Source organism: Glutamicibacter sp. NPDC087673, assembly GCF_044743255.1.
In the GTDB taxonomy this organism is placed as follows: Bacteria; Actinomycetota; Actinomycetes; order Actinomycetales; family Micrococcaceae; genus Glutamicibacter.
In genome coordinates, this window is sequence record NZ_JBIUWB010000004.1 from 444818 (window position 1) to 465517 (window position 20700).

Genomic DNA, 20700 nt, shown 5'->3' on the forward strand with positions numbered 1-20700 from the left:
TGGCACTGTGCCTATAGCCGATATTTTGAGGAGCACTTTTCGTGAAGCGATTTATGAGCGTTATCGCTCTGGCCTTCGCCGCCGTCCTAGCACTTTCTGGTTGCGTCAACATGAACGCAGAAGTCAACGTCTTGGGCAAAGACAAGGTCGCCGGGGCCATGCAGTTGACCCTGCACAAGTCGACGCTCAATGGCGTCAGCTTTGAAGAAGTCCTCGAGAGCCAGATCGACATCGAAATGATGGAACAGCAGCTGGGGGACCAGTGGAGCTACAGCAACATCGATGATGGCGAAAACGTCGGCCTGCGCTTTGAAACCACCAGCCCGATGACCTACGTCCAGCTGGCTGACGCATTCCGCGTCTTCGGCTTCGAAATCAACCTGGGCGATGACGGGAAGGAATACTCCTTCTCGATGCCGGGCGACAAAGCCACCGTGGATTCTTCCTTCACCGAAGCGAACCTGCACGTCACCTTCCCCGGCGCAGTCACCTCGCACACCCCGGGTACCGTCGAGCACCACACCGTCACCTTCGACATGATCAAGGGCGCCGCCGCCTACCAGGCTACCGCCAAGGTTGACCACACCATGTTCTACTCCGCAGTATTCGGCGGGGCGCTGCTGGTTTTGACCTTCGTCTTCGTTGCCGCTTTCGCGCCAAAGGGTGCCAAGGAATCGCATTAATGAGCAGCAATCCTGCTTCAAGGTAAGAAGCTTCACGCCAAGGGCCCGTCATCGGTGAAACGATCACGGGCCCTTAGCCATAGAATGGAAGCAAAGTGTTCTACGCGTAAGTACAAGATAAGAGTAAGGATCGATCGATCCCATGTCTGATCAGACAACTGAACAAGCTCCTGTCGGGGAGTCCAATGTTCCGCACCCAACCGATGAAGCCGGCATCCAGGGCGCGGTCGACGCCGCCCTGGCAGCCATCCAGGCCGCTGGCGACCTGAACGAGCTGAAGGAAGCGCGTCTGGCCCACACCGGCGAGAAGTCCGCGCTGTCCCTGGCCAACCGCCAGATCGGCAAGCTGGACAAGACCCAGAAGGCCGTTGCCGGCAAGCTCGTCGGCGGTGCCCGCGGACGGGTCAACAAGGCCCTGGCTGCCCGCACCACCGTGCTCGAAGAAGCCGAAGCCGCCCGCATCCTGGTCGAAGAAACCGTGGATGTCACCGCGGCCGCCCGCCGCCGCAGCGTTGGCGCCCGCCACCCGCTCTCGGTCCTGCAGGACCGTGTATCCGACATCTTCGTCGGCATGGGCTGGGAAATCGCCGAGGGCCCGGAAGTCGAATCCGAATGGTTCAACTTCGACGCGCTGAACTTCAAGCCGGACCATCCTGCCCGCGAAATGCAGGACACCTTCTTCGTGGAGCCTGCCGACGCGCACCTGGTGCTGCGTACCCACACCTCCCCGGTGCAGGTCCGCTCGATGCTCGAGCGCGATGTGCCGGTCTACGTGCTGTGCCCTGGGCGCACCTTCCGCACCGATGAGCTCGATGCCACCCACACCCCGGTTTTCCACCAGTTCGAAGGCCTGGCCGTGGACAAGGGCCTGACCATGGCCGACCTGCGCGGCACCCTGGAGCACTTCGCCCGGCAGATGTTCGGCGCCGAAGCGCAGATCCGCCTGCGCCCTGCCTACTTCCCGTTCACCGAGCCATCGGCAGAGCTGGACATCTGGCACCCAGGTGCCAAGGGCGGACCGCGCTGGATCGAGTGGGGCGGCTGCGGCATGATCAACCCGAACGTGCTGCGCGCAGCTGGCATTGATCCCGAAGAGTACTCCGGCTTCGCCTTCGGCATGGGCATCGAGCGCACGCTCATGTTCCGCAACGATGTCCCAGACATGCACGACATGATCGAGGGCGACATCCGTTTCAGCCAGCACTTCGGGATGGAGATCTAAGCAATGCGTATTCCACTATCTTGGCTGCGCGAGTACGCGCAGGTACCAGCCGACGCATCGGCTGAAGACGTCATGGCAGACCTGGTCAAGGTCGGCCTCGAAGAAGAAGATGTCCACCGTCCAAGCGATGAGCTCTCGGGCCCCATCGTGGTCGGCCAGGTGATTTCCCTGGAAAAGGAAGTTGCCTCCAATGGCAAGACCATCAACTGGTGCCAGGTTCGCGTGGTTCCAGAAGGCGCCGAGCAGACCCTGACCGGCAAGGGCATCGACCCCTCGGGCGTGCAGGGGATCGTGTGCGGTGCGCACAACTTCGTGGAAGGCGACAAGGTCGTTGTCACCCTGCCCGGCGCCGTGCTGCCAGGGGACTTCAAGATCTCGCCGCGCAAGACCTACGGCCACACCTCGGCGGGCATGATCGCTTCCTCCCGCGAGCTGGGCATCGGCGAAGACCACGACGGCATCATGGTCCTGTCCAAGCTGGGCCTGGACCCGGAACTGGGCACCGACGTCTTCGAGCTCTTCGGCCTGGATGACCAGGCGGCGGAGATCAACGTGACCCCGGACCGCGGCTACTGCTTCTCGATCCGCGGCGTAGCGCGCGAATACGCGCTGGCCACCGGCACCTCCTTCACCGATCCCGCATCGATCGTGACCGTTTCGGAAACCACCGAAGCCGGCCATGAAGTAGTTCTCCGCGACGAAGCGCCGATCTACGGCGTACCGGGCTGCACCCGCTTCGTGACCCGCGAGGTCACCGGCATCAACCCGAGCCTCCCGACCCCGCGCTGGATGGCTTCGCGCCTGCAGCTGGCCGGCATGCGCTCGATCTCGCTGGTAGTCGATATCTCCAACTACGTCATGCTGGAACTCGGCGCTCCACTGCACTTCTACGATGCTGACAAGCTGGCCGGTGCGATTACCGTGCGCCGCGCCAACGCCGGCGAAAAGCTGGTGACCTTGGATGCCAAGGAACGCGAGCTGTCGGTCGAGGACCTGCTGATCACCGATGAGTCCGGCGCCATTGGCATTGCCGGCGTCATGGGCGGCGCGGCCACCGAGGTCTCGGATTCGACCAGCCGCGTGCTGATCGAAGCCGCGCACTTCGACACCGTGTCCATCGGCCGTTCGCGCCGTCGCCACAAGCTGCCTTCCGAAGCCTCCAAGCGCTTCGAGCGCGGCGTGGACCCACGCATCATGCAGATCGCGGCCCAGCGTGCCGTGGACCTGCTGGTGCAGCTGGCCGGCGGCACCGAAACCGCCAAGGCCACCGACGCGGGCCAGATTCCTTCCGACACCCAGATCCAGCTGCTGGCAGGTTTCGCTGGAGCCCTGATCGGCGTGGACTACACCGATGAGCAGACCATCACCGCGCTGGAAGGCATCGGCGCGAGCGTTGAGCAGAACGCCGAGGGCTTCCTGGTCACCGCACCAAGCTGGCGCCCGGATTTGGACATCAAGGAAGACCTGGTCGAGGAAGTAGCCCGCGTAGTCGGCTATGACAAGATCCCGGCGACCTTGCCAGTGGCCCCTCCGGGCCGTGGCCTGACCCGCGCCCAGTCCCAGCGCCGCCGCCTGCTTCAGGGCTTGGCAGATGCAGGGCTGACCGAGGTCTTGAACTACCCGTTCGTTTCCGAAGCGCAGAACAGCACCTTTGGTGCTGCGCAAGCCGGTACCGAGGTCAAGGCCATTTCGCTGGCCAACCCGATTTCCAAGGAATTCCGCTTCCTGCGCACCTCGCTGCTGCCGGGCCTGCTGGAAACCGCTCGCCGCAACATCGGCCGTGGCTTCCGCGACCTGGCGCTGTATGAAGGCGGCCTCGTCTTCCTGCCAGGTACGCAGCTGGGCTCCTCGGTTCTGCCTCCGCTAGGTGAAAAGCCGAGCGATGAGGTCCTGGCCGAACTGTTCAACGGCGTCCCTGACCAGCCATGGCACCTGGCCGCGGTTCTCACCGGCCGCGAAGCATCGGCTGCGGCCGGCTTCGCACCGCGTGCCTGGGACTGGGCCGACGCGCTGGATGCGGCGCACTGCGCGGCAGATGTCCTCGGCGTTGAGCTTGAGGTTGCCCAGGGCAGCCACCAGGCCTTCCACCCGGGCCGTGTTGCAGTACTGAAGGTTTCCGGGCAGGTCGTTGGCTACGCCGGTGAACTGCACCCGCAGCTGCTCAAGGACCAGGACCTGCCAGCACGTACCGTGGCCATGGAACTGAATGCTGCCGCACTGATGGCTGCTGCACCTGCAGTGGTTGTTGCCCAGCAGCACCTGTCCGCCCAGCCGCTGGCTACCCAGGACGTGGCCTTGGTTGTCGACCAGGACGTCGTGGCTGGAGATGTGCTTGCCGCCCTTCGCGAAGGCGCCGGTGAACTGCTCGAAGACATCGCGCTGTTCGACGTGTACCAGGGCCAGGGCATCGAAGACGGCAAGAAGTCGTTGGCCTTCGGCCTGAGGTTCCGTGCCGCCGACCGCACCCTGACCGCCGACGAGGCGTCCGAGGCTCGTGCCGCCGCGGTGGCTGCGGCTATCGAGAAGTTCGGCGCTTCCCAGCGCTAGGCTTTTGGCCTGCCAGATGCCCTGCTGCTCTCCTGATGATCGGGAAGCGGCAGGGCATTTTGCTTTGTCGCCATGCCCGGGTTGGACAGGTTGAGGACTACACTTGATCTGGATATCCCGACAATGCGACTAGATGAGGGAAGAGGCTTGAAGTGAAGGGATTGCGTTCATGCGGTGCTGTGCTGCTGGTGTTCTTCCTCGGGATCCTGGCCGTTGCCGTCCTCATCGCGGCAGGCTGGGCAGCGGTGCTGTTTATCCAGCGTGGCGCCGGAACCCACCTCGAAGAACCGGCGACCCCGAGCGCTACGGTCGAGGAAGAAGCACCCGATAGGTTCCGCCCATCGGAAACCTACACGCCCTAGCTGGCTGGCGGCACCGGTACAGTGGGAAGAACCCGTGTCAGCGTTATGAGCCCAGGGCCTTCCTTCGCCTGCGCGATGAACCCGTAACGGGCAAGCACTTTCAGCGAGGCGATATTCGAGGCATCGGCACGAGCGATAAATGCGCTTCGACCGGTTTCCTGCAATTGCGCGAGCCCCTCGCTGACTATTGCCTTCGCCAAGCCTTGGCCCCAGCATTCCGGGGCGATCCAATAGCCGATTTCGGTGGCATGCCTGCGTTCGGTAGCGGTGAAAAGTCCAACCGGAGAATTCTGGCGGCGCGCGATAAACCAGGAGATCTCCGGACTGCTCAGGGCATGTTCCACGCGTTGCGCGGTGTGCTCCGGGCTCCAGGTGCTTCCGTCGCCGACATGGGCCATGACGCGTTCGTCTGCAGCCAGGCGCGCAACGAAATCTGCATCCGCCTCGGTCATTGGCGTTAGCAGCAGTGAAGGACCCATGGGTTCAGCCTATGCGGGAACGAAGCGCGCGCAAACTTGTTTCATTGGCCGTAGTTCTTCTACGAGTCCTTCGGGATGGAAGCCGACTTCACCGGGGACTTTCCGCAATGCCCCGGATTCAGCCTGGACTTGCGCCCGCGGCAGTAGCTTCAAAACAAAAGCAGGGAACGGCGAAAGCTCGCCGTTCCCTGCTGAAATTCAAATACTTTACTTGGCTGCGCCAGCGGTAACTGGTGGCAGATCCGACCATGGGAAGGTAATCCACTTGTCGGTGCGGCGCCATTCGTAATCCGGGACCATGATGGTGCGTGGCTTGGTGTACAGGCAGACGGTCTTGACCTCGGCGCCCCAGGCGGACACCAGATCGACAACCTTTTCAAGGGTGCGGCCGGAGTCGGAGACATCGTCAACGATCAGGATCTTCTTGTCGCGCAGGTGGCCATCGTCCAGCATTGGAGGAAGAACCACTGGCTCCGGCAGGACGGTGCCGATGCCGGTGTAGAACTCCACGTTCAGCGCACCGCAGGCCTTGACGCCCAGAGCGTAGGAAATCGAGCCGGCCAGCAGCAGGCCGCCTCGTGCTACTGCCAGAACGATGTCCGGCTCGAAGCCGTCGTCGACAATGGTCTGTGCCAGTTCGCGGGAAGCTTCACCGAAGGTGTCCCAAGTGAGGATCTCGCGCTCTGGTTCTGAAAGGACGGATGCCCCGGAATCGTCAATGCTAGTCATTCTGCAATTTTAGCCCCGAATTTGGTGCGGTGCTGTCCAGTTCAAACCAATCGATCATTTTTTCCTCCCATGCCCGGAGGATTCCCATCCGTTGATTAGGCATGAATAGGCATGCAATGCACCTGCTTGAGGAATCCATCACTTTTCGGCGAATCCCGGTTGGAACAAGCGCGTTGCGGCCCCAATGCGCCGAAAGCCGTCTTAAGGATGATCGATGCCACACCCCGGCTCGCTAGGATAGGAGAAAGGCCATCAGCCGGAGATAACCTGAAACTCGAAAGAAGGAGACGCATCGTGGGCCCACGAACCCGGAGCATTCGAATAGCCGGTACCGCAGCGGCACTTTCCTTGGGGCTGGCTGGCGCCCTGCCTGCCGCGCAAGCTGCCACCGGTGTGCAGGTCGTTGCCGGGCAGAACCTGGAATCGGTCACCATCGAGGATTCCACCGGCAAGCTCAATGAGCAGCGGCTGCGTGATGCACTGGACGAGCTCGATTTCAACGAGCCCACGGACGTGGCAATCTACGCCCGCAACGGAGAATACTCCGATGACATCAACACCAAGACGCTGGAATACGCCAAGTCATCCCATCCGGAATGGATATCAGGGAAGCCCGAAGACTATGGCGACTACTGGGCCGACGGCCTGTTCATCATCACCTTGTCCATCGAAGGAGAAGGAGATGGACAGATCGGCACGTACTTCGGCGAAGACCGCAAGGTCTCAGAGAGCTCCATGGAGAGCATCCACGAAGCCGGCTACGACGACTTCAATCTATCCCGGTGGACCGACGGCGTCATTGCGGTAGCCGATCAGGCGGCCGTGATCATGAATCGGCCCTGGTACCAGCACCCGGCCTTGTGGATATCCACGGGCGTCGTAGGCCTCGTGGCTGCCATTATCGGCGGCGTCGCACTGCACACTCGGTCAACGCGTCGGAAAACTTTCGCGGAAGAACTGCATCAGGGGACCTTGCACCTGACCAACGTCACGATGGATCTGGAAGAAACCGAATTGGCGGCTCGTACGCTGCCGTCGGCTTCAGGGCATGCAGCCGAGCTGGAGCAGCGCTTCACCAAGTTCATGGCCAAATACCGTGCTTGTTTTGCAGCGCAGCAGGCACTGGAAGACTCGGGCAAGAAGGAGCGGTCCGGCTCCGAAGGCGTTCGCTTCGCCAAGGAATTCCGCGAAACAGCGCAGTCCCTGGACCTGACCGATGACGCCATCATTGCCGCGGCGGCGCTTTATACCCGTTCAGCATCCTGGGAAGAGGCGTGGCATGCACAGACCGAGCCGCTAGAAGAGGACCTCGACGAGATCAGGGAGTTGCTCAACGACGTAGAGCCGGAACTGATGGGCAGCGCGGCCGCCTTGGCTTCCTACCGGGAAATGGCAACCACGCAGCTCGGCGAATTGTCAGTGCAGCTGAAGAAAGAATCGATCACGGTGGATCAAGCGCTCGATGGATTATCGGAGTTGCGTGCCGAATTGACCGAAAAGCTGGATGTCTTCGCCCAAGCTCAAATCGAAGTGTATGCGGAAAGTGCCGAAGAGAAGGCCGACATGCAATCGGCATTGAAGAAATCCCGCTACGAATCCGGGGCATATGACGGCCGTTCCGGCACCATCCTGGACGTTTTGAATCCCGCATCGATGTATTGGCGCGTGGGTGGCTACCACCACGGATATTCCGCGGGCGTCAGCGCAGTGGCTGAGTCGCGTGAAGCAGCGAGCTCGTCGGGCGGAGTCTCCGGCGGATACTCTGGTGGCGGAAGCTTCTCCGGCGCTGGCGGATCTTCGCGCTTCTGATGGAAGGCAACGATATCTTCGCAGAGCTGCTGCCGTCTTCGGTACATGTGGTCCAGTCGCGTACCGAGCTGGAAGACGGCCGATCCTACGGGGAAGAAGAACGGTACATCGCCGAGGCGGTGCCTGAGCGGCAGCAGGAATTCCGTACTGTCCGTGTCTGCGCTCGCCGAGCGCTGGCACAACTGGGCTATGCGGGCGTTGCCTTGGTTCCAGATCAAAAACGGGCACCGATCTGGCCAGCTGGCGTGGTGGGGAGCATGACCCATTGCGCTGGCTTCCGTGCAGCGGCAGTAGCCTCCACCAGCGATATTCGCGGCCTTGGCATCGACGCCGAACTGCATGCTCCGCTGCCGGCAGAAATCCTCGACATCATCTTGCTTCCCGAAGAGCAGGTGATGGCCGCCGAGCTATCGGCGCACCATCCGGGCATCGCCTGGGACCGGCTGATTTTCAGCGCCAAGGAAAGCATCTTCAAGGCGTGGTTCCCACTGACCAGGCAGTGGCTGGATTTCCTGGAATGCGAGATTCGCGTCGATGCGCAGTCCCACCGTTTCCACGCCGGAATCCGGGCTACGGGACCGGTTGCCGCGCAGCATGCTCTCGCATCGATGAGCGGTCGCTGGATCGCCGAAGGACCGCGCGGCCAAGGGCTGCTGGGGACCTGCGTCATCGTTCCCTAGCAGCGGTGCACCGGGAACGGATCTAGAATTCTTCGCCGTGGGTAATCACCTTGGCCGCGCGGCCCACGATTTTCGGATCGGGGGAGCCTACCAGGTGGTGGTCCTTGCCCTTGTACTCGAAAAGGTTCAGCACGTGGCGCATCGCCTGCAACCGGGCGCGCTTCTTGTCGTTGGACTTCACCACGGTCCACGGTGCATGCTCCGTATCGGTCTTGAGGAACATTTCCTTTTTGGCTTGGGTGTACTTTTCCCACTTATCCAGGGACTCGAGATCCATGGGCGAGAGCTTCCACTGGCGCACCGGATCGATGCGGCGGATGGTGAATCGGGTCAGCTGCTCGCTGGCGGACACCGAGAACCAGAACTTCACCAGGTCGATGCCCTCGTCGACGACCATCTTCTCGAAGGCGGGAGTCTGCTCCAGGAAGTGGTCCACCTGGGTTTCGGTGCAAAATCCCATCACGCGTTCGACGCCGGCACGGTTGTACCAGGAGCGGTCGAAGAGCACGATCTCGCCCGCCGAGGGGAAATGCTGCACATAGCGCTGGTAGTACCACTGGGTGGACTCGCGCTCGCTCGGCTTTTCCAAGGCCACCACGCGGGCGCCACGCGGGTTCAGGTGTTCGGTGAAACGCTTGATCGTGCCGCCTTTGCCGGCAGCATCGCGGCCTTCGAAAACGATCATGATCCGGCGGCCATGGGCTTTCGCCCATTTCTGCAGTTTCAGCAGCTCGATCTGCAGTGCCCGCTTTTCAGCCTCGTAGGTGGCGCGATCCAGTTTCTGGAAATACGGGTAGTTCTCCCGCCAGGTATCGACGATGCTTCCATCGGCGCGGACGAGCACCGGATCGTCATCGTCGTTATCGAGGACGGAATAGCCCTGGAAGGCTTCATCGAGCAGGGGGATCTCTACAGTCATGCAATGACCGTAGAGCCATCCGGTGAACAGCTTGTGAACAAATGCTGAACAAGACCAAGCCAGAGGGTTGTTTGTGATGAAGGACAACAGCCCTGCGGACATGGCCGGAACATCATGGCACCGTGCGCCGATCAGGCAGGGAAGGGCGGAAGCGCCTCGGAAAACAGCCATGCGTCCAGGATGTCCTGGATCTCTTCCGCCGGTGCGTAGTGGCCCAATAGGTCAGCGAATTCCTGCGTGCTCACCGTCGAATGCTGATGCGTGGCGGTCCATTGGCGAAGCATCGTGTAGAAGTCCGTTTCGCCCAGCCGCCGCATCAGAGCATACAGGGCCAGCGCTCCGCGCTTGTACACCCGGTCATCGAACATGTCGTGGGGCCCGGGGTCCCCGACCATGATGTCCTGCGGCAAGCCTTCGAGCATGGCCCACGCGTGGCGGGCACGCTCGTCCAACGCCATCACCTGGGCTTTTTCGGAGTACACCCATTCGCTGAAGCAAGCGAAACCCTCGTTGAGCCAGATATCCTTCCAGCGCCCCGGAGTCAGGGAGTTGCCGAACCACTGGTGCGCGAACTCGTGGGCGATCAGGCGCTGGGCTTCCCACTGCAGCGACAAGTGGTTCTTGCCGAAGATGCTCAGGCCCTGGGCTTCGAGCGGGATCTCCAGTTCGTCATCGACCACGACGATCTTGTAGCTCTCGAACGGGTACGGGCCGAATTTCCGCTCGAACAGCTCAGCCATCGCCGTCTGCTTCGCGAACGCGCCGCGCACCGGCACCTCGGTTCCCGGAACCGAGTAGGCCACCAGGTGGCCGCCTTCATCGAAAGGAATCTGGCTATAACGGCCGATCTGCACGGTGGCGAGGTAGCTGGCCATCGGCTCACGCTGCTCGTAGACCCACGTCTCGCGGCTGGCCGAACGGCGATGGTCCACCAGCTGGCCATTGGCCACGACGCGGTAGCCGGCATCCGCCGAGATCTCGAAGCGGTAGCTGGACTTGTGGCTGGGGTGGTCGTTGCACGGGTACCAAGTCGAGGCGCCTACTGGCTGGCCGGAGACCAGGATGCCATCGGTGAGCTCTTCCCAGCCAAGCTCGCCCCACAGCCCGTTTTCTGCCTGCGGGCTGCCGGCATAGCGCAGGTTCAGCTCCACCCGCTCGCCGGCTTTCACCATTGCTGGCAGGGAAACGACCATCCGGTGGTGCTTCTTGGCCACCGGCACCTTGCGCCCCTGGCAGGTGGCCTTGACGATCTTCAATCCGCTGAGGTTCAACGCGACCTCATTGATATCCTCCAAGGCGCGGATGCGCAGCATGGCCCGGCCATCAAGCAGGTTGCTGGCGAGCTTGATGACCAACGACAGGTCATAGTGCTCCACCGTGTACGTCGGGGACCCATGGTGCTTGGTGTACTCATCGAGTATGCGGTGGGGCATCGGCGGGGAATCCTCAGGCTTGTTGGTCAGCCGGTTGCTCGGCTTTGGTCTCGGGTTCGATGTTCCAGCGTACCGCCGGATTACCGCGCCAGTAGGTATTTGCCGGAAGCACCTCGCCGCGCAGCACCAGGCTGGCTGGCCCGGTGGTGGTGCCTTCGGAGATCCGCGCGGCGGGCAGGATGACGCTGTGCGGGCCGAGCGTTGCCCCGGCGCCCAGGGACACCGCGTCGATGGACATGATCCGGTCGTGGAACAGGTGGGTTTGCAGGACACTGCCGCGGTTCACCGTGGCGTGGTCTTCCAATGTCACCAGGTCCGCTTCCGGGAACCAGTAGCTCTCGCACCACACGCCATGGCCGATCTTTGCCCCCTGCGCGCGCAGGAACCAGACCAAGGCCGGGGTGCCCGAAGCCAAACGGGCGAACCATTGGGCGCAGACCAGCTCGGTGAAGGAATCCACCATTTCGGTGCGCCATATGAAGGAACTCCACAATGCGTGCTCGCCCGGGCGAATCACGCCAACCACCAGCCACTTGGCGGCGACCGCCACCAAGGCGGCGACTGCTCCGGCCAGGACCAGCACCGCGCCGGAAAGCAGGATCGCGACCAGCGGGTTGAAGTAGGTGGTCAAGGCGGACAGCGCCCAAAGCACGCCGCCGGCAATTCCGACAGTGGTGAACACCGCGAGGCCACGGGTCAGCTCCCACCCCGCCCGCATCGCCTTGAGCTTCAGGGTTGGGCGGTAGGTCAGATCCGATTCGCCTTCCACGCTGGTGCGGCGCAGCTTGTGCGGGGGCGAGCCGATCCACGAGGTGCCGGCCTTCATCTTCTTCGGCGTGGCCGACAGCACCGCGATCAGCGAGCGCTTGGGCACCCGGCGCCCGGCATGCAGGATGCCGGAGTTGCCCAGGAAGGCCTTCTTGCCCACGCGAACCGGGGCAATGTGCATCCAGCCGCCACCGAGCTCATAGGAAGCAACCATGGTGTCATCGGCCAGGAACGCACCCGAGGAAATGGTGGTCATCTTCGGAATCAGCAGCACCGTGGAGATCTCCACATCGCGGCCCACCTTGGCACCGAGCAGGCGCAGCCAGATCGGGGTGAAGAGCGAGGCGTAGAGCGGGAAGAGCAGGTCGCGGGCGGTATCCAAGACGCGTTCGGTAGCCCAGGCCTGCCAGCCAACGCGGGAAGTGACTGGATGCCACCCCTCTGCCAGGCCGATGGAAAGCAGGCGGACAATGGCGATGGTCAGCACCATGGTGGCCAGGAACCACACGGTGGCGCCCAGCAGCACGGCCGGAATGAACCGCCAGCCGATCCCGGCCAGCGATTGCGCGCTGCCAAGTACCGGGGCTATGGCCAGCAACGCGGCAATCACCGGAAGCCACTGTGCGAGGTTCAACGCCATGGAACCGATGCCGCCCAGAATACGGGGCAGCGCCTTGTGCTCCGGTTCCTGCGTTGGCCACTTCGGCTTGGCCTTGCCTTCGCGCTGCGCCGGCGAACCGGCATAGCGGGAATGGCTGCGGGCCTGGCCGTAGACCGCGGATCCCGCTTCAACGATGGTGTGCGCACCGATAGCTGCCCCGGGGGCCAGGGTGCTGCGGGCGCCGATGGAGGCGTGGGCGCCGATCTCAATGGTGCCCACGTGCAGCTTGTCCCCGTCGATCCAGTAGCCCGAGATATCCACCTCGGGCTCGATGGAGGCTCCGGGGCCGACTCGCAGCATGCCGGTGACCGGTGGCAGGGTGTGCATGGTCGCGGTGCGGTCGATCTGCGCACCGAGCATCCGCGCATACCAAGGCAGCAGCGGAGCGGACGCCAGGGACACCGGATCGACCACATCGGCGATGTGCTGGGCCAGCCAGAGGCGCAGGTGCACCGAACCCGAGCGGGGGTAGGTCCCCGGCTTCAAGCCGCGGAGCAAGAGCTTCGTGGCCGCGATGGACAGGCCCATGCGCCCTACCGGGGTCACGAAGACCAGCCAGAGGCCGGCAAGCACGTACCACGGGGTCGGCAGGTGCGCCTCGAAAACACCGAGGAACACCAGCAACAGGTGTCCGAGCATGAGGTAGGTGAACCAGCGCAGGCCCGAGAGGATGAACAGCGGCCCGGCGGCCAGGGACTGCGCCCATTGGGTTCCCCGCTGGGTGCGTTCGACCGTGCGCGGCTGCGCCGGCGTCGCGGATGGCTGCTGGCCGCCGAGGTATTCGAGCAGTGCGCCAAAACGCGGGTAGTCGTAGAGCTGCGCGACGGTCAGGTCAGGGTAGCGGGCACGCAGTGCCGAAACCAGCTGGGCCGCGGCCAGCGACCCGCCACCGGAAGCGAAGAAATCGGCGTCCAGGCCGGCGGCCGAAGCGCCCAGCGCGCCGCGCCAAGCTTCGGCAAGAAACTGCCCGGTCTCATCGAGTTCGGGCAGGCCGGAGCCCTCGGCAGCCAGTTCGGCGCCCGGCAACGGCCACGGCAGCGCATTGCGGTCCACCTTGCCGCTGGTCTTCATCGGCAGGCTGCCCATCACCGCCAGGATCGGCACCATCGGCGCTGGCAGGTCGGCAAGCAAGCGGGTGCGCGCTGCACCCAGATCATAGTTTTCCGCTGCCTGCAGGTAGCCGACCAGGACCTTGTTGCCGGTGGCGGTCTCGCGTACCGCTACCGCCGCGGAAGAAACTTCGGGAAGCGAGTTGAGCGCGGCGTCGATTTCGCCCAGCTCGATACGCCGTCCGCCGATCTTCACCTGGTCATCCACGCGGCCGATGAAGATCAGCCCCAGCGGGTCATTGATGACCATATCGCCCGAGCGGTAGGCGCGCTCCCAGCCCAAGGTGGGCATCGGCGCGTACTTCTCGGCATCCTTTTCCGGATCCAGGTAGCGGGCCAGTCCCACGCCGCCGATGATCAGCTCCCCGGATTCCCCTTCGGCGACCGGGATCCCCTCGGTATCAACCACCGCCAGATCCCAACCGTCCAGCGGCAGGCCGATGCGTACCGGCACGCTGCCGTCCATGGTGGCGCCGCAGGCTACCACGGTCGCTTCGGTCGGTCCGTAGGTGTTCCAGACTTCGCGGCCTTCGGTGGCTAGCCGCCCGGCCAGTTCCGGCGGGCAGGCCTCGCCGCCGAAAATCAGCAGGCGCACCGAGTCCAGGGCCTGCGCCGGCCACAGCGCCGCCAGGGTGGGCACGGTGGAAACGGCGGTAATGGAACGGGAAATCAGCCACGGGCCCAGGTCCATGCCGCTGCGCACCAGGGCGCGCGGGGCCGGGACCAGGCAGGAGCCGTTGCGCCAGGCGATCCACATTTCCTCGCAGGAGGCATCGAAGGCGACGGACAGTCCGGCGAGCACCCGGTCGGTGGTGTTCAGCGGATCGCCGGGCAGGAACATCTTCGCTTCGGCATCCACGAAGGCCGCTGCCGAACGGTGGGTGACCGCGACGCCCTTGGGCTTGCCGGTGGAACCGGAAGTGAAGATGATCCATGCGTCATCTTCCATTCCAGGCATTCGCGGGTTCGCAAAAGGCTTGGGGCGCTGGCTATCGGCCACGACGGTATCGCGTCCCTTGATGATGCCCGCGACTTCGGCCTCGGTGAACACGGTCTTGGCGCGCTCGTCGGGGTCATCGGCATCGACCGGGACATAGGCGGCCCCAACCCACATGATCGCGAGGATCCATTCATACAGGTGCCGGGTGCCCGATTCAACGCGCACGCCGATGCGGTCGCCGGCGCCTAGGCCCTGGGCATGCAGCCGCCGGGCCTTGTTCTTGACCTCTTCGAGCAGCTCCGCGTAGCTCGCTACGCGTTCGCCGTCGTCAATGGCCGGCGCATCGGGATGAGCCTGGGCGGTGGCCTGCAGGATGTCCATGAGGGTGCGCGCAGCCGGCGCCAGGGTTCCGGAGGGGAACTGGGGTGGATGGATTGGTGCATCCGGCGCTGGAGTTCGTTCGTTGTCCATGCTGATCGGATCCGTCCCTTCACTAAGAGTGCAAGATGGGTCGCTGGGGGAGAGCGTCCCAGAAGTGAAGTGGATCCTGGAGGGGTGGAACGCAAGGGTTCCAGTCACCATTAAAGCGTGTTACGGGTTAAGAGCGGAAAAATTTGATTGAAGTGTCATGCATCTCTCAACTGTTGCGGACCGGCGGCAGCAAGGAGCCGCGGTGGATGCCCGGCATCGCCCCGGTGCTTTCGGGGCAGATGCCGGCATGCCCAGGTTGCCGGTGCCCGGCCATCGCTAGGGAACCAGGATGACCTTGCCGGTGGTGGCGCGCGATTCCAGCGCGGCATGGGCCGCGGCGGCTTCGGCCAGCGGGAATTCGGCGCCGATGCGCACATCGATGTCCCCGGTGGCTACCCAGCCGAAGATATCGCCGAAGCGCCAGTGCAGCTCCTGCTCGGTGGCCAGGAAGTCATCGAGCTTCGGCCGGGTCACGCTCAGCGAACCGCCGGCGTTCAGCCGCTGCAGGTTGAAGTCCGGGACCTGGCCGCTGGCCCCGCCGAAGAGCACCAGGGTGCCGCGCCGGCGCAGGGCTGCCAGCGAGGTCTCGAACGTGTCCTTGCCGATGCCGTCGTAGACCGCGTGCACGCCCGCGCCGCCGGTGACCTGCGCGACGGTGTCCGCCACCTGGTCGTAATCCACCACGTAGTCGGCTCCGGCCGCCTTGGCCAGGTCCTTCTTTTCCTGCGTGGAGGCGGTGGTGATCACGGTGGCGCCCTTGAGCTTGAGCAGCTGGGTGAGGATCAGGCCCACGCCGCCAGCGCCCGCGTAGGTCAAGACGGTATCGCCGGAGCGCACCATGTAGCTCGAATGCACCAGGTAGTGCGCGGTCATGCCCTGCAGCGGCAGCGCGGCGGCGATGCTAAGGTTCACCGCATCGGGCACCTTGCCCGCGCGCTTGGCTTCCACCAGCGCGTACTGGGCGTAGCCCCGGGAGCCGGAGGCGGTGGCCACCCGGTCGCCCACCTGGTAATTCTGCACGCCCTCGCCGATCTGCTCCACCACGCCGGAGAATTCGCTGCCCGGGGTGAAGGGGTAGTCCACCGTGTACACGCCGCTGCGCTGGTAGGTTTCGATGAAGTTCACGCCGGTGGCCGCGACCTTCACCAGCAGCTGGCCCGGGCCCGGGGCAGGGACCGGGATCTGATCCGGGACCAGCCCGCTGGCATCGGTCGGTTCGTGAACCACAATGGCTTGCTGCTGCATAGTGCCGCGCTCCTTAAGCTGCGTGTTTCGATCCCGGCACGCGATGCCGGGACGGTCTCTAGGGCCAGTTTAGGACTTCGGAGCGCTGCGCGGGCACCGTGGGGCGGATGTCGGGTTACGTGACGAATAATTTTATGAATATTTATTAGCCTGCATGAATATTTCGCGGTAGAATCAGGTCATGACGATTTCAGTAGCTGTTTCCGGCGCCAGTGGATACGCCGGTGGCGAGGTCCTGCGCATCCTCGCGGCCCACCCAGAAGTAGAGATTGGCGCGATCACCGCGCATTCGCAGGCCGGGCAGCGGCTCGGCTCGATCGCCCCGCACCTGCATGCGCTCGCCGATCGTGTCCTGCTGGACACCACCGTGGAAAACCTCGCCGGGCATGACGTCGTGTTCCTGGCACTGCCGCACGGCGCATCGGCCGCCGTGGCCGCGGCGCTGCCCGAATCCACCCTGGTCATCGACGCCGGCGCGGACCACCGGCTGGAATCCGCCGAAGCCTGGGAGAAATTCTACGGCTCGGCGCATGCCGGCTTTTGGCCCTACGGCCTGCCCGAACTTCCCGGTGCGCGCGAAAAGCTGGTGGGCACCAAGCGCGTGGCCGTCCCGGGCTGCTACCCGACCGGCGCGCAGCTGGCCCTGGCTCCGGGATTCGCCGCCGGCCTGCTGGAAGCCGACGACGTGGTCATCGTCTCCGCCTCGGGCACCTCGGGTGCCGGCAAGTCGCTGAAGCCCAACCTGCTGGGCAGCGAAACCATGGGCTCGATGAGCACCTACGGGGTGGGCGGGTCCCACCGCCACATCCCGGAAATGGAACAGGGCTTCTCGCAGCTCGCCGGCGAACCGGTCACCGTGTCCTTCACCCCCACCCTGGCCCCGATGCCGCGCGGCATCCTGACCACCGCCACCGCCAAGGCCAAGCCCGAGGTGAGCGAAGCGCAGCTGCGCGAAGCCTGGTCCGCGGCCTATGCCGACGAGCTCTTCGTGCACCTGCTGCCCGAGGGCCAATGGCCGACCACCGGGGCGGTGCTGGGATCGAACCACGTCCAGCTGCAGCTGGCCTTCGACACCCACGCCAACCGCGTGATCGTCACCGCCGCACTGGATAATCTCACCAAGGGCACCGCAGGTGCCGCGGTCCAGTCGATGAACATCGCACTGGGACTGGAAGAAAACACCGGATTGCTCATGCAAGGAGTTGCACCGTGAGTCTCGCCTACACCAGCACCCACCCATCCGCTGCCGCCACCGGGGTCACCGCACCGGCAGGCTTCGCCGCCGCCGGCGTCCCGGCAGGCCTGAAGTCCACCGGCAAGAACGACGTGGTCGTGGTCAAGAACCTCGGCCCGCAGTTCACCGCCGCCGGCGTGTTCACCTCCAACCGCGTGGCCGCCGCCCCGGTGCACTGGTCCAAGCAGGTGCTGGCCGATGGCCGCATCGACGCCGTGGTGCTCAACTCCGGCGGGGCCAACGCCTGCACCGGCGCCGAAGGCTTCGCGAACACCCACAAGACCGCCGAATACGCCGCGCAGCTGCTCTCGGTTTCCGCCGGCGACGTGGCCGTGGCGTCCACCGGGCTGATCGGGATGCAGCTGCCCATGGACAAGCTGCTGCCCGGGGTCCAGGCCGCCGCCGGGGCGCTGGCCGACGACCAGAACGCGGCCGATGCGGCCGCCGCGGGCATCATGACCACCGACACCGTGCCGAAGCTGGTTTCCCGCATTGTCGGGGCGCCGGGTTCCGGCCAGGTCATCATCGGCGGCATGGCCAAGGGCGCGGGCATGCTCGCCCCGGCGCTGGCCACCATGCTGGTGGTGCTCACCACCGATGCGGTGCTGACCTCCGCACAGGCCGATGCCGCGCTGCGCGCCGCCACCGCGATGAGCTTCGACCGCGCGGACTCCGATGGCTGCATGTCCACCAACGACACCGTGCTGCTGCTGGCCTCCGGCGCCTCGGGCGCCGCCCCGGACTTGGCCGAGTTCACCGCGGCGCTGACCGACGCCTGCTGCGAGCTGGCCGCGAAGCTGATCGAGGACGCCGAAGGAGCGGAGCACACCATCGCGATCCGCACCTTCAACGCCGCTACCGAGGCCGACGCCCTGGAAGTATCCAAGGCCGTCTCGCGCTCCAACCTGGTCAAGACCGCGGTCTTCGGCAAGGATCCGAACTGGGGCCGGGTGCTCTCCGAGGTCGGCACCACCAAGGCCGCGTTCGAACCCGATGAGCTGAACGTGTCGATCAACTCCGTGATGGTCTGCAAGAACGGCGGGGTGGGCGAGGACCGCAGCCTGGTTTCGCTCGAAGAACGCAACGTGTTGATCGAGATCGACCTGAACGCGGGCACCGAACAAGCCACCGTGCTGACCAACGACCTGACCCACGACTACGTCCACGAGAACTCCGCCTACTCCAGCTAGGCAGAAACTAGGAACACTCCCATGGCCCACACCGCCCGCACCAACCTGGGCATCGCCCAGTCCAAGGCCGAAGCGCTCATCGAGGCGCTGCCCTGGATCCAGCGCTTCGCCGGGACCACGATGGTCATCAAATACGGTGGCAACGCGATGGTCAACGACGATCTGCGCCGCGCCTTCGCCGAGGACATCGTGTTCCTGCGCCACGCCGGGATCAACCCGGTGGTGGTGCACGGCGGGGGACCGCAGATCAACAGGATGCTCGACACCCTCGGGATCGAATCCGAATTCCGCGGCGGGCTGCGGGTGACCACCCCCGAAGCCATGGACGTGGTGCGGATGGTGCTCACCGGCCAGGTGCAGCGCGACCTGGTCGGCCTGATCAACTCGCACGGACCCTACTCGGTGGGCATGTCCGGCGAGGACGGCGCCACCTTGCAGGCAGTGCGCACCGGCACGGTCGTGGACGGCCTGCCCGTGGACCTGGGGCTGGTCGGCGAGGTCACCACCGTGCGCACCGACCAGGTGGACTCGCTGGTGGATGCCGGGATGATCCCGGTTATCTCCACCGTCGCCCCGGAATTCGACGAATCCGGCGAGCCCACCGGAGCGGTGCTGAACGTCAACGCGGATACCGCGGCGGCCGCGCTGGCCACCGCGCTGGGTGCCGCCAAGCTGGTGATCCTCACCGACGTGGAGGGCCTGTACGCCGCCTGGCCGGACAAGTCCTCGCTGATCAGCTCGATCACCAACGACGAGCTGCGCACCATGCTGCCGTCGCTGGAATCGGGCATGATCCCGAAAATGGGCGCGTGCCTCAAGGCCGTGGACGAAGGCGTGGGCCAGGCCCACATCGTCGATGGCCGCGCCCCGCACTCGATGCTGCTGGAAATCTTCACCACCGCCGGCGTGGGCACCCAGGTGCTCCCGGCCACCGCACAAAAGAAGGACGCCAAGTGAGCGAGCACGCCGCTGAAACCACCTCCTCCGCCCTGGCTGGAACCGCTGAAGCTGCCGGGCTGGCGCAGCTGTCCTCGGCCGCCCTGGCCGAACGCTACTCCAGCTCCCTGCTCGGCGTCTTCGGCACCCCGCAGCGCGTGCTGGTGCGCGGGGCCGGCTGCCATGTCTGGGACGCCGATGGCAACCAGTACCTGGATCTGCTCGGCGGCATCGCGGTCAACACCCTGGGCCACGGGCACCCGCTGCTGGCTTCCGTGATCAGCAGCCAGCTGTCCACCCTGGGCCATGTCTCGAACTTCTTCACTTCCCCCAGCCAGATCGCGCTGGCCGAGAAGCTGCTGGACATCTCCGCCGCCCCGGCCGGCTCCAAGGTCTTTTTCGCCAACTCCGGCACCGAAGCCAATGAGGCCGCGCTGAAGCTGACCCGGCGCAACGCCGGCACGCCGCAGGCCCCGCGCACCAAGGTGATCGCCCTGGAGCATTCCTTCCACGGACGCACCCTGGGCGCGCTGTCGCTGACCTACAAGGAAAAGTACCGCGTGCCCTTCGCCCCGCTGCCCGAAAACGTCAGCTGGATCCCGGCCGGGGACATCGACGCGCTGCGTGACGCGGTGGACGAAACCGTCGCGGCGGTCTTCATCGAGCCGATCCAGGGCGAAGCCGGCGTGAAGATGCTCTCCGCGCAGTACCTGCAGGCCGCCCGCGACATCACCCGCGAAGCCGGCGCCCTGCTGGTCTTCGACGAGGTGCAGACCGGCATGGGCCGCACCGGGGCGTTCTTCGCCTCGGCCCCGGTGATCCCGGACGTGATGACCCTGGCCAAGGGCCTGGGCGGAGGCTTCCCGATCGGGGCGATGATCGTGTTCGGCGAGCAGAACACCGCCTGGCTGGCCCCGGGCGACCACGGCACCACCTTCGGCGGCAACCCGGTGGCCTGCGCCGCCGGCCTGGCCGTCATCCACACCATCGAATCCCAGAACCTGCTGGCCCATGTGCGCGCCACCGGCGACTGGCTGCGCGAGCAGCTGGCAGGCGTCGAGGGCATTGCCGCCGTGCGCGGCGCCGGGCTGCTCACCGCCTTCGAACTGGAATCCGCCAACGCGCCGAAGCTGGTCGCCGCGGCGCTGGATGCCGGATTCATCGTGAACGCCACCGACGAGAAGACCATCCGCCTGGCCCCGCCGCTGGTGATCACCACCGAGCAGCTGGGCACCCTGATCGCGGCCCTGCCGCAGCTGATCAGCGCCGCCAGCTAGCGGCCG

Annotated in this window: 16 protein-coding genes; 10 read left to right on the forward strand and 6 right to left on the reverse strand. The window is 64.8% G+C overall.

Translation table 11 applies throughout. From position 1 onward, the window contains the following. The first annotated feature begins 41 nt into the window (after window positions 1–41). From ACIOTL_RS12275 to ACIOTL_RS12290, 4 genes are all read left to right on the forward strand, one after another. A complete protein-coding gene (locus ACIOTL_RS12275) occupies window positions 42–683 on the forward strand; it encodes an LppM family (lipo)protein (RefSeq protein WP_400342868.1) in 642 nt (213 codons plus the stop codon). Window positions 684–825: 142 nt separating this feature from the next. Next, window positions 826–1905 carry a phenylalanine--tRNA ligase subunit alpha gene (gene pheS, locus ACIOTL_RS12280; RefSeq protein ID WP_105661889.1) on the forward strand — a complete coding sequence of 360 codons (1080 nt, stop codon included), beginning with the start codon at window positions 826–828 and terminating at the stop codon, window positions 1903–1905. A 3-nt stretch (window positions 1906–1908) separates the two neighbouring features. Further along, window positions 1909–4452: a phenylalanine--tRNA ligase subunit beta gene (gene pheT / locus ACIOTL_RS12285; protein ID WP_400342870.1), complete on the forward strand. Its 2544-nt coding sequence runs from the start codon at window positions 1909–1911 to the stop codon at window positions 4450–4452. Window positions 4453–4604: 152 nt separating this feature from the next. Continuing rightward, the gene (locus tag ACIOTL_RS12290; RefSeq protein WP_388023843.1) at window positions 4605–4814 is read left to right on the forward strand and encodes a hypothetical protein; all 210 of its coding nucleotides are present in this window, start codon (window positions 4605–4607) and stop codon (window positions 4812–4814) included. Here the strand turns inward: ACIOTL_RS12290 and ACIOTL_RS12295 are convergent. Both ACIOTL_RS12295 and ACIOTL_RS12300 read right to left on the reverse strand, forming a co-directional pair. Continuing rightward, window positions 4811–5293: a GNAT family N-acetyltransferase gene (locus ACIOTL_RS12295; RefSeq protein ID WP_388023841.1), complete on the reverse strand. Its 483-nt coding sequence runs from the start codon at window positions 5291–5293 to the stop codon at window positions 4811–4813. The genes ACIOTL_RS12290 and ACIOTL_RS12295 overlap by 4 nt on opposite strands. Window positions 5294–5500: 207 nt before the next feature. Next, complete coding sequence (locus tag ACIOTL_RS12300) at window positions 5501–6022, reverse strand: phosphoribosyltransferase (RefSeq protein ID WP_105658140.1); 522 nt, start codon at window positions 6020–6022, stop codon at window positions 5501–5503. Between the two features lie 294 nt (window positions 6023–6316). On the opposite strand from ACIOTL_RS12300, the gene ACIOTL_RS12305 reads away from it, so the two are divergent. Both ACIOTL_RS12305 and ACIOTL_RS12310 read left to right on the forward strand, forming a co-directional pair. Continuing rightward, entirely contained in the window at window positions 6317–7831 is a 1515-nt protein-coding gene (locus ACIOTL_RS12305; protein ID WP_388023838.1) for a DUF5129 domain-containing protein, read from the forward strand. Next, window positions 7831–8511, forward strand: a complete 681-nt coding sequence (locus ACIOTL_RS12310) for a 4'-phosphopantetheinyl transferase (RefSeq protein ID WP_105658138.1) — start codon at window positions 7831–7833, stop codon at window positions 8509–8511. Before ACIOTL_RS12305 ends, ACIOTL_RS12310 begins: the two co-directional genes overlap by 1 nt. A gap of 22 nt (window positions 8512–8533) precedes the next feature. On the opposite strand, the gene ppk2 is transcribed toward ACIOTL_RS12310, so the two are convergent. The 4 genes from ppk2 to ACIOTL_RS12330 form a co-directional block, all read right to left on the reverse strand. Continuing rightward, window positions 8534–9430, reverse strand: coding sequence for a polyphosphate kinase 2 (ppk2, locus tag ACIOTL_RS12315; protein WP_105658137.1), 897 nt, complete (start codon window positions 9428–9430; stop codon window positions 8534–8536). A 131-nt stretch (window positions 9431–9561) separates the two neighbouring features. Beyond that, on the reverse strand, window positions 9562–10863 hold the full coding sequence (locus ACIOTL_RS12320) for a M1 family metallopeptidase (RefSeq protein WP_388023835.1): 1302 nt from the start codon (window positions 10861–10863) through the stop codon (window positions 9562–9564). Window positions 10864–10876: 13 nt separating this feature from the next. Next, on the reverse strand, window positions 10877–14812 hold the full coding sequence (locus ACIOTL_RS12325; protein ID WP_400342874.1) for a Pls/PosA family non-ribosomal peptide synthetase: 3936 nt from the start codon (window positions 14810–14812) through the stop codon (window positions 10877–10879). Between the two features lie 276 nt (window positions 14813–15088). Continuing rightward, the gene (locus tag ACIOTL_RS12330; protein ID WP_181148893.1) at window positions 15089–16057 is read right to left on the reverse strand and encodes a quinone oxidoreductase; all 969 of its coding nucleotides are present in this window, start codon (window positions 16055–16057) and stop codon (window positions 15089–15091) included. A 181-nt stretch (window positions 16058–16238) separates the two neighbouring features. On the opposite strand from ACIOTL_RS12330, the gene argC reads away from it, so the two are divergent. Genes argC through ACIOTL_RS12350 form a run of 4 tightly spaced genes read left to right on the forward strand, consistent with a single transcriptional unit; the run spans window position 16239 to window position 20694 of the window. Then, window positions 16239–17270: an N-acetyl-gamma-glutamyl-phosphate reductase gene (gene argC / locus ACIOTL_RS12335; protein WP_388023830.1), complete on the forward strand. Its 1032-nt coding sequence runs from the start codon at window positions 16239–16241 to the stop codon at window positions 17268–17270. Beyond that, window positions 17267–18481 (forward strand): bifunctional glutamate N-acetyltransferase/amino-acid acetyltransferase ArgJ, encoded by a 1215-nt coding sequence (argJ, locus tag ACIOTL_RS12340; protein WP_388023828.1) that lies wholly within the window; start codon window positions 17267–17269, stop codon window positions 18479–18481. Before argC ends, argJ begins: the two co-directional genes overlap by 4 nt. A 21-nt stretch (window positions 18482–18502) precedes the next feature. Beyond that, entirely contained in the window at window positions 18503–19438 is a 936-nt protein-coding gene (gene argB, locus ACIOTL_RS12345; RefSeq protein ID WP_400342877.1) for an acetylglutamate kinase, read from the forward strand. Next, complete coding sequence (locus ACIOTL_RS12350; protein ID WP_400342879.1) at window positions 19435–20694, forward strand: acetylornithine transaminase; 1260 nt, start codon at window positions 19435–19437, stop codon at window positions 20692–20694. The genes argB and ACIOTL_RS12350 overlap by 4 nt, the downstream gene beginning before the upstream one ends. Window positions 20695–20700 lie beyond the last annotated feature (6 nt).